This is a genomic window from Novosphingobium sp. (assembly GCF_049240505.1).
Lineage (GTDB): Bacteria > Pseudomonadota > Alphaproteobacteria > Sphingomonadales > Sphingomonadaceae > Novosphingobium.
Genome location: NZ_JBMLSM010000196.1, coordinates 1 through 12878, shown reverse-complemented (window position 1 = coordinate 12878; position 12878 = coordinate 1). Strand labels below are relative to the sequence as shown.

At 60.6% G+C, this 12878-nt stretch carries 14 protein-coding genes; 8 read left to right on the top strand and 6 right to left on the bottom strand.

All coding sequences use genetic code 11. The features are described 5' to 3' along the window. From ACOVQ0_RS15770 to ACOVQ0_RS15760, 3 genes are all read right to left on the bottom strand, one after another. The coding region (locus tag ACOVQ0_RS15770) for a hydantoinase B/oxoprolinase family protein (protein ID WP_421886506.1) at positions 1 to 1070 on the bottom strand (1070 nt) is incomplete at its 3' end. Further along, on the bottom strand, positions 1067 to 3178 hold the full coding sequence (locus tag ACOVQ0_RS15765) for a hydantoinase/oxoprolinase family protein (RefSeq protein ID WP_421886503.1): 2112 nt from the start codon (positions 3176 to 3178) through the stop codon (positions 1067 to 1069). The genes ACOVQ0_RS15770 and ACOVQ0_RS15765, both read right to left, overlap by 4 nt. 103 nt (positions 3179 to 3281) lie before the next feature. Further along, positions 3282 to 4196, bottom strand: coding sequence for a LysR family transcriptional regulator (locus ACOVQ0_RS15760; protein WP_421886500.1), 915 nt, complete (start codon positions 4194 to 4196; stop codon positions 3282 to 3284). A 261-nt stretch (positions 4197 to 4457) separates the two neighbouring features. On the opposite strand from ACOVQ0_RS15760, the gene ACOVQ0_RS15755 reads away from it, so the two are divergent. The 8 genes from ACOVQ0_RS15755 to ACOVQ0_RS15720 all read left to right on the top strand — a co-directional run bounded on the left by ACOVQ0_RS15755 (position 4458) and on the right by ACOVQ0_RS15720 (position 11000). Then, positions 4458 to 5387, top strand: a complete 930-nt coding sequence (locus ACOVQ0_RS15755; protein WP_421886497.1) for a transporter substrate-binding domain-containing protein — start codon at positions 4458 to 4460, stop codon at positions 5385 to 5387. Between the two features lie 32 nt (positions 5388 to 5419). Next, positions 5420 to 6604 (top strand): pyridoxal phosphate-dependent aminotransferase, encoded by a 1185-nt coding sequence (locus ACOVQ0_RS15750; protein WP_421886494.1) that lies wholly within the window; start codon positions 5420 to 5422, stop codon positions 6602 to 6604. Positions 6605 to 6623: 19 nt separating this feature from the next. Further along, positions 6624 to 7349 carry an amino acid ABC transporter permease gene (locus ACOVQ0_RS15745; protein ID WP_421886490.1) on the top strand — a complete coding sequence of 242 codons (726 nt, stop codon included), beginning with the start codon at positions 6624 to 6626 and terminating at the stop codon, positions 7347 to 7349. Next, positions 7349 to 7993, top strand: a complete 645-nt coding sequence (locus tag ACOVQ0_RS15740) for an amino acid ABC transporter permease (protein ID WP_421886486.1) — start codon at positions 7349 to 7351, stop codon at positions 7991 to 7993. The genes ACOVQ0_RS15745 and ACOVQ0_RS15740 overlap by 1 nt, the downstream gene beginning before the upstream one ends. Positions 7994 to 8004: 11 nt before the next feature. Beyond that, positions 8005 to 8733 carry an amino acid ABC transporter ATP-binding protein gene (locus tag ACOVQ0_RS15735; RefSeq protein ID WP_421886512.1) on the top strand — a complete coding sequence of 243 codons (729 nt, stop codon included), beginning with the start codon at positions 8005 to 8007 and terminating at the stop codon, positions 8731 to 8733. A 298-nt stretch (positions 8734 to 9031) separates the two neighbouring features. Next, positions 9032 to 9535, top strand: coding sequence for a fasciclin domain-containing protein (locus ACOVQ0_RS15730; RefSeq protein WP_421886483.1), 504 nt, complete (start codon positions 9032 to 9034; stop codon positions 9533 to 9535). Between the two features lie 74 nt (positions 9536 to 9609). Next, positions 9610 to 10218, top strand: a complete 609-nt coding sequence (locus ACOVQ0_RS15725) for a sigma-70 family RNA polymerase sigma factor (protein ID WP_421886481.1) — start codon at positions 9610 to 9612, stop codon at positions 10216 to 10218. Next, a complete protein-coding gene (locus tag ACOVQ0_RS15720) occupies positions 10215 to 11000 on the top strand; it encodes an anti-sigma factor domain-containing protein (protein ID WP_421886478.1) in 786 nt (261 codons plus the stop codon). The genes ACOVQ0_RS15725 and ACOVQ0_RS15720 overlap by 4 nt, the downstream gene beginning before the upstream one ends. 46 nt (positions 11001 to 11046) lie before the next feature. On the opposite strand, the gene ACOVQ0_RS15715 is transcribed toward ACOVQ0_RS15720, so the two are convergent. The 3 genes from ACOVQ0_RS15715 to ACOVQ0_RS15705 form a co-directional block, all read right to left on the bottom strand. Continuing rightward, on the bottom strand, positions 11047 to 11349 hold the full coding sequence (locus tag ACOVQ0_RS15715) for a hypothetical protein (protein ID WP_421886475.1): 303 nt from the start codon (positions 11347 to 11349) through the stop codon (positions 11047 to 11049). A 529-nt stretch (positions 11350 to 11878) separates the two neighbouring features. Next, positions 11879 to 12157 (bottom strand): c-type cytochrome, encoded by a 279-nt coding sequence (locus tag ACOVQ0_RS15710; RefSeq protein WP_421886509.1) that lies wholly within the window; start codon positions 12155 to 12157, stop codon positions 11879 to 11881. Between the two features lie 170 nt (positions 12158 to 12327). Further along, positions 12328 to 12878, bottom strand: a 551-nt coding sequence (locus ACOVQ0_RS15705; RefSeq protein ID WP_421886471.1) for a DUF4337 domain-containing protein, incomplete at its 5' end; no start/stop codon positions are given.

The window sequence follows — 12878 nt, the reverse complement described above, 5'->3', positions numbered from 1 at the left end:
TCTGGCAGGATCTGCGAAAATGCGCCAAGCATGGCCTCGTACATACGGAAGCATATGACGCCGCGTGCGCCGCAGGCCGCCGGTTCGTTTGGGTTGACGATAGACCCTTTCGGCGCCTTGACCGTGATGGCCCGCATGTAACCTTCACAGTTCGGGATCGCGACGCCAATGGCGCAGCGCACCGCGAGATAGGCCATGGCATGCGTCGTCGGCATTGGGCCGTTGATCGCAGCCTTGACCTGAGGGGATGTCCCCTCCCAGTCGACGATGATCTGGTCGCCGGCAACGGTGAGAGCGCACTTGAAGCGGATAGGTGTCGGGTTTTCCCCCAATCCGTCCAGGAAGTCCTCGAACTCGTATGTGCCATCCGGCAGGGCGCTGATCTCGGCACGGATGAGCCGCTCGGCGTAGTCGTGCAGTTCGCCGGTGTAGAGCCGGAAATCCTCCACGCCGTAGCGCTCGATGAGCTGCCGCAAGCCTTTCTCGCCATTGCCGCAGGCAGCAATTTGCGCGCGCACATCCCCAAGAACCTCGACTGGCTGGCGGGAATTCTTCGCGATGATCTGGAAGATAACTTCGCTGGGCACACCAGCATCATGCAACTTCAGGATGGGGATCCGCAGCCCCTCCTGATAGATCTCTGTTGCGAAGACCGCCATGCCGCCAGGTGCAAGCCCGCCGACGTCACATTGGTGGGCCAGCGTGGCGATGTAACCTTCGACATTGCCACCAACGAAGACCGGCTTGACGATGTAGAAGTCCGGCAAATGCATTCCGCCGGCGCCATACGGGTCATTGAAAATGAAGATGTCCCCGTCGGCCATGCGACCGCTGAACTGTGAGACGAGCGCACGCATCGCGTCAGGGAACGAGCCGAGATGCACGGGTGTTGTCAGGCCCTGCGCGATGGTTCGGCCCTCGCGGTCGCAGACAGCCGTGGAGTAATCCATCGCGTCGCGGACGATGTTGGAATAAGCCGAGCGCATTATGACAAGCGCGAGTTCGTCAGCGATCGAGCCGAGCGCGTTCTGGATAACGTCCAGCGTGATTGGGTCGAAGCGTTTGCTCATGCCCGCGGCTCCAACGTAATGACGATATTGTTCCAGCGATCCGTGCGCGCGGAGGCTCCGGGTGGCACAAGGCAGGTGGAATCGTATTCCTCGATCAGCAGAGGCCCGGCGCGCTCGGCTGCGCGCAGGTCGGCCCGGCGCAGCACCGGCACAACATGCAGGCCGCGTGCTTTGCCGAAGTAGACCTCACGCGTCACCGGCTGCGCTTCTGCATCAATCGTATCCGGTGCCCCGCCCAACTCCTCTGAAGGCTGGGGCGTGCGCACGCTGGCAACGATGCGGATGCTGACAAGCCCGACTGGCTCGGTCGTGGACATGTGCGAATAGGTCTTGTGATGTTCGTTGTGGAAGGCGGAATCGATCTCCGTCATCACGGGGACGCCGGTGCCCGGCACTGGGACGGTCAGTTCATAGGCCTGCCCGGCATATCGCAGGTCGGCAAATCGGCGCACCTCGATATCCTCCGGTGGAAAGCCTTCGGAGGTCAGCGTGGCGACGGCGTTGCGCGAGAGTTCCGCATATGCCGCCTGCAATTCCTCCGGATCGCACTCGGTGGTGAGAGCGGGATAGGAGCGCACAAGTTCCTGCTCGTGATCGGCCATCAGGAGACCACAGGCGCTCAGGACTCCGGAATGCGGCGGCACAAGCACACGCGCCATCGAGAGCTCGTGCGCAATCATGGCTCCGACAAGAGGGCCATTGCCGCCGAAGGCGATCAGCGTGTAGCCGCGTGGATCGCGGCCACGATAGGTCGATACCGATTTGACCGCGCGGACCATGTTGGCGACGGCGACAGTAACGGCACCATAGGCGCCATCGTGCAGATCAATGCCGACCGGGTCTGCGACCTGCTCGCGAATTGCCTGCCGCGCGATCTCTCCGTGAAGACCAAGTGCGCCGCCGACCAGATACTTGCTGTTGACATAGCCCAGCGTGAGGAAGGCGTCGGTCAGGGTCGCCACCTTCCCACCCTTGCCATAGCAGACCGGGCCTGGCTCGGAGCCTGCGCTTTCCGGGCCGACCTTGAGAGCGCCTCCCTTGTCGAACCAGATCATGCTGCCACCGCCCGCGCCGATCTCTGACACGTCGATGAAAGGCAGCTTGATCGCGTAGCCCGCGCCGCGCACGAGCTTGCTTGACAGGTTGATGCCGGCACCAACTTCGAACTCGCTGGTCTTTGCCGGTTCGGCATCCTCAATGATCGCGGTCTTGGCGGTCGTGCCGCCCATGTCGAGCGTGATGATGTTGGGCAGGTCGAGGCGCTTGGCAATGCGTGCAGCCGCGATGACACCGGCAGCCGGGCCGGATTCGACCAGATAGGCCGGCTTGTTCATGGCGGCCTTCAGGCTCATCTGGCCGCCGCCAGATGTCATGACGTGCAGCGCACGACCCGTACCGAATTCGATCAGTCTCTCCTCAAGGCGCTTGAGGTAGGCCTTCATGACCGGGCCGAGATATGCGTTGATGACCGTGGTGCTGGTGCGCTCATACTCACGCATCTCCGGCAGAATCTCATGCGAGCATGTCACGAACACTTTGTCGCCGAGCACTTCTTCGACGATGGCACGCACGCGCTTTTCATGCGCGGGATTGGCGTAAGAATGCAGCAGACAGATGGCTACCGCCTCAGCACCAGAGGCTGCGATGCGTGCTGCTGCAGTGCGCACGCTGTTCTCGTCGAGCGGCCGCCAGACCTGGCCCAAGGGGCCGAGTCGCTCGGCTACCTCGAAGCGCAGTTGGCGCGGCACAAGCGGAGCCGGCTTTACATAGGCAAGATTGTAAAGCTCCGGCACACGCACGCGCCGGAATTCCAGGATATCGCGAAAGCCCGCCGTGGTGATGAGCGCCGTCCGCGCGCCCTTGGCCTCGAGCACGGCGTTGGTGGCAGTGGTTGTGGCGTGTACAACGACGTCGACCTCTTCGGCGCGAATGCCATTTGCTGCAAGGAGTTCAGCTACGCCTTGCGCGCTGCCACGGCTGAGATCGCCGGGGGTCGAGGCCACCTTTCGCACAAGGATCCGCCCGTCCGCGCCGATGGCAACGACGTCGGTAAAGGTTCCTCCCACATCGATGCCGACGCGGTACGATCTTTGGAATTGCATGTCCATGATGAACGCCCGAACGGCCCGGCACCAGAACGGCACGAGCAATCGAATGACGTTTTGCGCCAGGACAGGGAACCGGTCTAATCCTGAATTTGGATTCCGCCGATCAAATTCTTTGATCCGCTGCGAGGCGTTCAAGACTGGCTCGCGCAACCTTTATCGTCGTGTCCGTGATCTGCTGCGTAAGCCAGACATCGGCATCGCGCGAGGCGTTAACGTAGAAGTCGAGCGGGGGAAGCTTGATGCCGGCATCGAGGATGACCATGCGCCCATCAAGCAGTTCCTGCTGCAGGACCGCCGGCGGCAGCACGCAGGTGCCAATGCCATCAAGCCCCATGCGAACAATGCCGGCAATCGCCGAACTGGCGAACATGCGCGCAGTTGCGAATCCGTTTCGGTCGAGAAACTCGCGGATGGTGCCATAGGGCGCGGTACCGCGCCGGAAGGTGATGACCGGATAGGCGGTGAGTGACGCCAGATCTGCGCCGTTCCGTTCGATCGGTAGCGATGTGCTCGCCATCCACGCCATCGGGAAGGCACAGAGAAATTCCGAACGAATCTTCGGGTCGTTGCAGGGGCCATTGGTGATCGCGATATCGAGCCGGCCAGTCGAAATCCCTTCTCGCAGATTGGTGGTCGAATCGACCTCGACATCGAGCGTCAGCGTTGGGTGGTTGCGCGAAAGTGTGTCGACGAGGATCGCAAGCCATGTATGGACGATGGTTTCCGGAACGCCGATCTTGAGTGCGACCTTGTAGGAGGTGTTCCCCCCGACCGCGCGCACCATGTCGTCTTTCAAGGCCAGGATCCGCTCTGCGTAGCGCAGCAATTCCTGCCCCGACGGAGTAAGCACGCCGCGGCGCGGGCGCGTTTCGAACAATTGTAGGCGCAGGTCCTCTTCGAGCAGTGCGATCCGTGCCGAGATCGCCGGCTGGGTCATATTGAGCTTTTCGGCGGCAAGGCGAAAGCCGCCTAGCCGTGCCACCCAGACAAAGGTCTCGAGGTTTCGCAGATCGATCATGCGCAACATCCTGTCGCGCGTCTTTAAACCTGTAAAGCAGCCGATAAATAAATCTGATGATGGCTATACAAACAGGGGATTGGACAGCCCCCGTCAGCCACATGCACATTGGTCGGGTAACGCGGGTTTCTGCGGACTTTAAGCCGGCCACGCGATCGCGGTTCTATCCGGACAGCAGCGACAAGACACGGCGGAATCCCTGGAGCCTATCCCTGCGCAAGTGCCTGATGGCACTTGCGATCATCCTGTGGAGGGACTGAAATGAACCTGCGACTTTTTCTTTCTGCCGGCCTGCGCGTTGCTGTGGGTCTCAGCCTTCTCCCGCTCGCACTGGCGAGCGCGGAAGCTCAGGTCCAGAGCAAGTACGACCGGGTGCTGCAGAACAAGAAGATCATTGCCGGTGCACAGGAGGGCACGCCTCCGTTCGGCTATGTCGATGAGAAGGGCGAGCTCGCTGGCTGGGCGGTCGATCTCAGCAAGGCACTGCACGTCCTGATCGAGAAGAAGATGGAAACCAAGCTGGAACTGGAGTTCCGAAAGGTCACGCCGCAGACCCGTATCCCGCTCATCGTCAACGGTTCGCTCGACTGGGTGCTCGGCTCGACCGGGAAGACTGTCGAGCGCGAGCAGGTCGTCGATTTCTCGCTCATTAACAATGCGGTCTGCGTGAAGACGCTGCACCGCAAGTCCATGCCAGTCAACGCCGTCTCCGACCTCGCCGGCAAGCGCCTTGGCGTCACCAATGGCAGCGTTGAGCAGAAACTGCTCACCGAGATGGGCCAGACCGGCAAGATCAGCCCTCCCGCGCAACTCGTGGTCTTCCCCACGCATGCGGTCGGCTTCCTCGCGCTGGAGCAGGGTCGCACCGATGCGCATGTCACGCTTGATGTTGCGCTGAAGTCACTGGCGATGCGCGCACAGAACCCCGGCGAATGGGCGGTTTCCGGTCCCGACCTGATGTGCACTCCCAACGGGATCATCCTTCCGCAGAACGATTCCAAGTGGAAGCGCACCGTCGATCACGCGCTGTGCTATTTCATTCACACAGGGGGCTACACGAAGCTCTGGGATGAATGGTTCGGCGAGAGCAGCCCGAAGGCCGGCTTCGCACTGCCGATCTCCGAACAGACCAAGACGGTGCTCTATGGCCAGTGCCCGTTTGGCATCGAGGACTGGCTGAAAGCCAAGTGATGCGCGCGTCGGCCACTCCTGGAGTTCTGACGATGTCCAATCGAACCTTCGCGCGGCGCCTAGACCGGCTACGGTTCTCGTCCTCCTTGGCATCGATGCAACGCATCAGGGAGTTGCGGGCGAGTGGCGTCAGCGTGATCGACTTTGGTTCGAAGTTCGACACGCCCGCCCACATCAAGGAAGCGGCGATCCGCTACCTCGACCAGCCGCTAGCCTCGTTCTATGCGGACCCGCGCGGCATTCCGGAGTTCCGCGCCGCGATCACGCGCAAGCAAGCGCGCGTCAACGGGATGAGTATCGACCCCGATACCGAGATCACGGTCAGCCCAGGCGGCAAGGCCGGACTGGTGGCGACGCTGCTCGCCCTTGTCGAGGATGGCGACGAGGTTCTGCTGGAAGATCCCGGCTGGCTCAGCTTCGACCCTATGATCCGGTTGACGGGGGCGACGCCGGTGCCGTTCCCGATCCGGCCCGAGAACGAATTTCAGCTCGACCCGGCAGATCTTTCATCTCGTGTCACGCCGAAGACGCGCGCAATCGTTTTATGCTCGCCGCACAATCCAACCGGTGCTGTGCTCTCTCACGAGACTTTGGCAGCTATCGCCCGCATCGCGATCGAGCACGACCTATGGGTCGTGATGGACGAGGCGTATGAGCACTTCCTGTTCGACGGAAACCGCCACATCAGCATCGCCACGCTGGAGGGTATGCGCGAGCGCACGATCTCAGTCCAGACCGCGAGCAAAACCTACAACATGTTCGGCTGGCGCGTGGGCTGGATCGTCGCCCCGCCAACGGTGAGCGAGCGTATTCGCATGGTGCTGTCGCACCTGTTCACCTGTGTAACCTCCTTTGTGCAGGCAGGTGCGGCGGCCGCGCTCGATGGGCCATATGGGCAGGGCACTCTGACGATCGAGGAGGTGTCGAAGAACTATGAGGCGCAGCGCAATGTGCTTGTCGAGGGTCTTCGCGCCGTCCCGGGCATCCGCTGTACCATGCCCGGCGGGGCCTACTTCGCGTTCCCCGATATTCGCTCGTTCGGTCTGTCGTCCGATGAGTTCGCGAGCCGGCTGCTGGCAAATGCCAGAGTCAACGGCCTGTCGGGTTCAGTTTTCGGCGCTATGGGTGAAGGGCATATCCGGTTCGTGTTCAATGCGCCGCTGCCCGAGATCGAGGAAGGGGTCGGCCGGATTCAGCATTACCTGAAATCGGTCTGAGCCCTAGGAGCGAACGGGGATGCGCTATGAATTCGATTGGGGACTTCTCTGGCGCGAGCCCTATTTTGGTTGGATAGTCGAAGGCGTCCTGACGACGTTTCACCTGGCTCTTCTGGCTTGGGTTCTGGCGCTGTGCCTTGGCATCGTGATCGGTGTTCTGCGCGTCACGCACTCACGCGTGCTGCGGGCAATCGGCACAACCTATGTCGAGATTTTCCGCAACATTCCGCTGATCGTGCAATTGTTCCTTTGGCTCTACGTGGTGCCGCAAATGCTGCCACGTGAATTCAGCTTCTGGTGGAACCGGCTGGACAACGTGCCCTACTGGACAGCCATGATCGGCATCTCTTTCTACACATCCGCGCGGCTGGCGGAGCAGATCCGCTCAGCCTTGCGCGCTATTCCGCCCGGGCAATTCAAGGCGGGACTTTCGACAGGCCTGACGCAGGTGCAGGTCTACCGCTACGTGATTGTGCCCTATGCACTACGCATCATCATCCCTGCGCTGACCTCGGAATTCCTGACCGTTTTCAAGAACACGGCGCTGGCGCTGACAATCGGCGTCATCGAGATTACAGCCACCACGCGCCGGATCGAGGCATGGTCGTTCCGCGGCATCGAGGCTTACACGGTAGCGTCCCTCACATATATCGCCACCACGATCCTGGTGATCCTGTTCATGTCCTGGCTTGAACGGCGCTATCAGATCCCCGGTCTGATCAAGCGCGGTGAAGCGAGGGTCTAATGGACTGGCAGGTCATCATCGCGAACTTCCCCCTGCTAATGAGCGGGCTCGTCAAGAGCCTGCAGCTCACTGTTGTGTCGGTCCTGTTCAGCTTTCCGCTGGGCTGCCTCATCGCAATCGGCCGGCTCAGCCACCGGCGATGGCTCAGCGGCGCAAGCACTGCCTTCGTCAACGTGCTACGCAGCAATCCGCTCATCCTGATCCTCTTCTGGTTCTACTTTCTCGTGCCGCTGATCACCGGGCGCAACGTCAATGATCTCACCTCGATTATCGTGGCCTTCATCGTGTTCTTTGCGGCCTACTTTGCGGAGATCGTGCGATCTGGGATACAATCCGTTGGCGAGCGACAGATTCAGGCAGGACTGTCGTCCGGCCTGACGTATGCACAGACCTTGCGCCATATCGTGCTGCCACAGGCTATCCGCGCGATGCTGCCGGCGCTGATCACGCAATGCATCGTGGTTTTCCAGGGCACCACGGTCGTCTATGTGATCGGCTACAGCGAATTGTTGCACACCGCAGCTTCTATCGCAGAGCGGACTGTGCGCCCTGTCGAGCTCTATGTCACGGTCGCAGCCATCTATTTCCTCGTCTGCTATAGCGCGTCGCGGATCGCCCGCCATTTCGAAAAAGGGGCAGCGTGATGAACCAACCGATCATCAGGGTCGAGAATGTCGGACTGCGCTTCGACAGTTTTGTCGCGCTTGACGACGTATCGCTCTCGGTCAATGCCGGCCAGTGCATTGTGATCTGCGGGCCGAGCGGCTCCGGCAAGAGTACGCTTCTGCGCTGCATCAACGGGCTCGAACGCTTCCAGAATGGCGATGTCTGGGTGGACGGCGTCAGTGTCCGCGGCTGCCAGGACCTGCCGAAGTTGCGCCGCGGCGTGGGCATGGTGTTCCAGCATTTCGAGCTCTACCCGCATATGACTGTGCTGGAGAACATCACGCTGGCGCCGATCAAGGCGAAGGGCCTGTCGCGCAAACAGGCGGAGGACTTGGCCTTTCATTATCTTGATCGTGTCGGCATCGTCGATCAGGCGCAGAAGCATCCCGGCCGGCTGTCAGGCGGGCAGCAGCAGCGCGCGGCGATCGCGCGTGCGCTGGCGCTGGAGCCGAAGGCCATGCTCTTTGACGAGCCGACCTCCGCGCTCGATCCAGAAATGATCGCGGAAGTGCTGTATGTGATGCGCGATCTTGCGCGGGGCGGCATGACCATGCTTGTCGTCACTCATGAGATGGGCTTTGCCCGCGAGGTGGCCGATGAGGTTGTCTTCATGGATCGGGGCCGGATCGTAGAGCATGCTCCGGTTGATGAGTTCTTTAGTACGCCTCGCGCAGAGCGAACACGCGATTTTCTGAACAAGATTCTGCTTAAACTTTAGCTGAGTGGTGAAGCAGGCCGGAAAGTCCATCCCCCAGCGGTCCAACTGTGAATTGGCACGCCAATTGACCCCCGATCGGCTCCGAAAGCTGACCCGACCCACATGCCGGTAAGCACTTGTTGCTGTGCAACAAACTGCGGTGGCACCGGGGTCATCGCTGGACGCCAACAGGGGTGAATCTCCGAAGCAGATTCACACAGACCCAGGGGGTGCCCTTTGCTGATGGACGGCTGCGTCTTTTTCGCAGGTCTCTGCGTAGCTTTCACCGCAACCTGCAGAACCGCAAAAGGACCCCCCGATGACACTGACCAAGAGATTTGCCCTCGCCGCCACATTCGCAGCCTTCATTGGTGCGGCACCGGCCGTCGCGCAGAGCCGCAACATCGTTGAAACAGCCGCGGCAGCCGGTCAGTTCCAGACCCTGATCGCCGCAGCGAAAGCGGCCGGTCTCGTCCCGGCCCTGAGCGCGCCGGGTCCACTGACCGTGCTCGCGCCCACTGATCGTGCCTTCCGCCGCCTGCCTGCCGGTACGGTAGAAAGCCTGCTGAAGCCAGAGAACAAGGCGCAACTGCAGGCTATCCTGACCTATCACGTGGTTGGATCACGCATTGAGGCCAAGGATGTGCCACACCGTCCGACTCTGGTTCAGACCCTCAATAGCAGCAACAGTATCCGCGCTGTGCGCCGCAATGGGATTGTCCATATCGATGGGGCGCGGGTGACAAAAGCTGACATCAACACAAGCAATGGCGTGATTCACGTCATCGACCGCGTCCTTATCCCTGGGCAGCGGAAGCGTTGAACCGATAGCTGAAGGGCAGGCTGAACCAATCCGGAAACCTGCGCGTAAGCGAAGTGAGCTGCGCAAAGGATCAGATGATAGCGCTGCAGAGCCGCATGACATCAAGGCATGACAAGAGCGCTGACATCCGTGATGCTGGTCGCATCGTGCTGGCCGATCTGCTGATGCGGGTCGCCCAGCATGATGATCAGGCCTTGCAGCGGCTATATGCCCTGACGAGCGGCAAACTCAACGGCGTCATTATTGCCGTTGTGCGGCATGCGGCACTAGCTGAAGAAGTCTTGCAGGATACTTATATGAATGTCTGGAAGCAGGCGTCATCCTATGATCCGCTCAAAAGCGCGCCTATGACCTGGCTGGCGGTCATAGCCCGCAACCGCGCCATCGACCGGCTGCGCTCCGAGCGCTCCCGGTCGGGCCTGCTCGATCCCCTTGATGACATCGAGGTCGATGACGGCTCGACCCCTGTCCTTGATCAGATCATCACCGGGCAGGATCATGACAAGCTGCATGGCTGCCTCGGGTCTATCGAGCATGATCAACAGCGCATGATACGTGCCGCTTTCTTTGACGGGTTTACATATGATGAATTGGCAACGCGCGAAGGACTCCCGCTTTCGACGGTCAAGAGCAGGATCCGGCGCGGCTTGATGAAACTGCGCGCCTGCATGGACGGGACATGAGCAAGGCAACCGATCACGACGACGAAAGGATGCGCACCGCGCTGGCGGGTGAGATTGCTCTTGGGCTCGTGGCCGGTGACGAGGCCAAGGCAGAGCTGGCGCGTGATCCTTTGCTCGCAGCCGAGGTGCAGCAATGGAGCGACGATTTCGCCACGCTTGCGCTGGAGGCGCCAGCGGTGTCGCCCGATCCGCGTGTTCTCCAGCGGCTTCAAACCGCGCTGGTGAATGACCTGGCTTCGTCTACCAGACAGCCTGTCGCGCAATCATCCCCGAACTTGCCAACACGGCCTGCTGGCATGATGCAAAGTGTCGTGTTCTGGCGCGGCATGGCGGCGGCTGGCTTCGCAGTGGCTGCCACTGTGCTGATTGCGGTGTTGCTCCAACCGTCCATACCACCGCCATCCCCCGCTCGGCAGGAAGTTGCCACAATCCCATCCCAACGCGTGCTGCTGGTCAGCCAGATCATGCCGCGAGATGGCCCGCCGGAGTATGTCGCCACCTATGATGGCGATCGCGGAAGGCTGATCATCGTGCCGGCTTCGACCCTGCCCTCGAGGGCAGGCGTCCCGTTTCTATGGCTTGTGCCCAATGATGACGGCGATCCGATCGGACTTGGCCCGCTTGATCCGCTAAAGCCGGTCAACCTTGATCTGACTGGCGATATGTTGCGGTTTGCCAATCTCATGGCTGGACTGGTGATCACCTTGGAGCCAGTGCCCGTTGCCCAGGGCGGCACGGCCCAGGGCCCGGTCATCGCGCATGGCAAATTCAGCAGCCATTGATGTCGAAGTCATGGGCTTGAGCGGCGGCTGATGGCCAGAATCTCAATCAGCTCGTCGTTCTGTCATCGATGCATTGTGCCAGCATCTGGTAGGAACGCTCCGAGCGCGGCTTGAAGCTGACCGATTGCACACAGAAATGCTTGCGCTGTTTTGGAAAGGTCTCCCAGTTTTCGGTCAGCATGACCCTCTGGGTTTCTTCTGCTCGGCGGCAAGAAGTGGCTCCGCCGCGTGCCGAGGCGTTGGCCTGGCAGAAAAGCCCGATATCAAAGCGCGGCACATCTTCAGCCTGCGCTGGGCTTGCAGCTGCGATCGCCCAGACGAGAAATGTCAGGATGATAAATCGTGTCATCAATCACCTTTCTGGTCATCACTGAAGCTTGCAGGAGGGGGCCTTGCTAGTTGGCTGCGCCCGGGACATTTTCACCGGCTACAGGTAGCGCAGGGCGCATGTTCCATAAAGGTCAGGCAACTCATTTTTCGAACACGAGTTCACGGAATGCATCTGAACCACCCTGCGTTTGCCGGAGGGGTTGCGATGGCTTGCCGCGTGAGGCGTGTGGTGGTGTTGACCTGCCACTGAGATTTTCCTCCACGCGGAGTTAGAGTCCGGCCCTACGGAGGGACGGGCACAGTGTGTGAACCGGTATGCAATTTGACCCCAGATCGGCATCGAAGCGTGCCCCCGCCGAACACCCCTTAGGTGCTTGTTCACACGCGCCGGTGTCGTCGTAATCCAGTCCCTACCGCCGGCTGCAATGGTATCGAGGCGGTCCATCCATAACCAACCCAACTTAGTTGCCTGATAGGTCCGGATCAGTTCCGGCTTGTGCGACCAGCGCGGACGCACCATTTCGAGGTGGTGCCTTGCCCCAAATGCCTTATCTGGCCGGCAGCGCTGCATAGTAGGTGATGATGTCCTTGATATCCTGCGGTCCCAAATCGCGGGCTATGAAGCGCATCTCAGGATGGCGGCGGCTGCCATTTCTGAAGTTGGCCATCTGATTAAGCATATAGGCCTCGTTCTGGCCCGCCAGGTGAGGCACGTCTGCCTCGCGTGCGATGCCGTCCTCGCCATGGCAGGCGGCGCAGGACGCGATGACAGCGCCGCGCGGCTGGGCAAGCGCTGGTACGCAGCCCAGGAAAAGCGTGAGAAACACGGTGTTCAAGAGGGGAAGTGGGGGCTGCATCGTGGAACCTCTCGGGTCTGGCGCAACATCAGGGAAGTGAACGGTGCTGTCAGACTAACCAAAAAAGTCTCGGGTTTCGCCCGTCGGCATCAATACACCAAAACCGTAGCCGCTTCTGATTTCAGATACCGGCAACCGTTTCAGTGAAACGGCAGGATCGTCGGCGCGAACTGCGACACTGCCATCAGAACGACTGCGACGATGCCAAGGCCGCCTGCCAGATAGGCTAAAGCCGCGATGCCGGTGATGATCATGGCAGAAGCCACCACGATCGAAATCTGAAGAATGGCCGAGGCAATTTCGAAGCCCTCGTTCTTCTGGTTGTTGCGGTCGCGTGACAGTTCGGCGGCCTTGGCCCGCGCCATCAGCTCTTTGCGACCTTCGTTCGTGTCTGGCTCCGACTCAAGCCGTGCGGCCAGCCTCGTCCACGTTTCAACCTGCTTGCCAATGGCGGCCTTCTTGGCATCGTCTACTGTACCGACACCATCGATCTGGATCATCTCGGCAAGGTTTTGTGCCATCGCTCGGCGGATGGTCTTGGCCTGAAAGAAGGCCCAGAGATTGTTCGCCTCGATATTGGCTTGCATCGAGGCCTTCTCGGCGTTTTTGCCCAACATTTCGGAAAAAGCCAGGAACAGCGCCAATACCGCGATCAGGAGGGCTACATGCCGATTGTTGCCTTCGATCGAAG

Excerpts from the sequence above, each read along its gene's own strand:
- ACOVQ0_RS15715 (WP_421886475.1), bottom strand. The coding sequence starts at position 11,349 with ATGACACGATTTATCATCCTGACATTTCTCGTCTGGGCGATCGCAGCT.
- ACOVQ0_RS15765 (WP_421886503.1), bottom strand. The coding sequence starts at position 3,178 with ATGGACATGCAATTCCAAAGATCGTACCGCGTCGGCATCGATGTGGGA.
- ACOVQ0_RS15730 (WP_421886483.1), top strand. The coding sequence starts at position 9,032 with ATGACACTGACCAAGAGATTTGCCCTCGCCGCCACATTCGCAGCCTTC.
- ACOVQ0_RS15720 (WP_421886478.1), top strand. The coding sequence starts at position 10,215 with ATGAGCAAGGCAACCGATCACGACGACGAAAGGATGCGCACCGCGCTG.
- ACOVQ0_RS15755 (WP_421886497.1), top strand. The coding sequence starts at position 4,458 with ATGAACCTGCGACTTTTTCTTTCTGCCGGCCTGCGCGTTGCTGTGGGT.
- ACOVQ0_RS15745 (WP_421886490.1), top strand. The coding sequence starts at position 6,624 with ATGCGCTATGAATTCGATTGGGGACTTCTCTGGCGCGAGCCCTATTTT.
- ACOVQ0_RS15750 (WP_421886494.1), top strand. The coding sequence starts at position 5,420 with ATGTCCAATCGAACCTTCGCGCGGCGCCTAGACCGGCTACGGTTCTCG.
- ACOVQ0_RS15725 (WP_421886481.1), top strand. The coding sequence starts at position 9,610 with ATGATAGCGCTGCAGAGCCGCATGACATCAAGGCATGACAAGAGCGCT.
- ACOVQ0_RS15740 (WP_421886486.1), top strand. The coding sequence starts at position 7,349 with ATGGACTGGCAGGTCATCATCGCGAACTTCCCCCTGCTAATGAGCGGG.
- ACOVQ0_RS15760 (WP_421886500.1), bottom strand. The coding sequence starts at position 4,196 with ATGATCGATCTGCGAAACCTCGAGACCTTTGTCTGGGTGGCACGGCTA.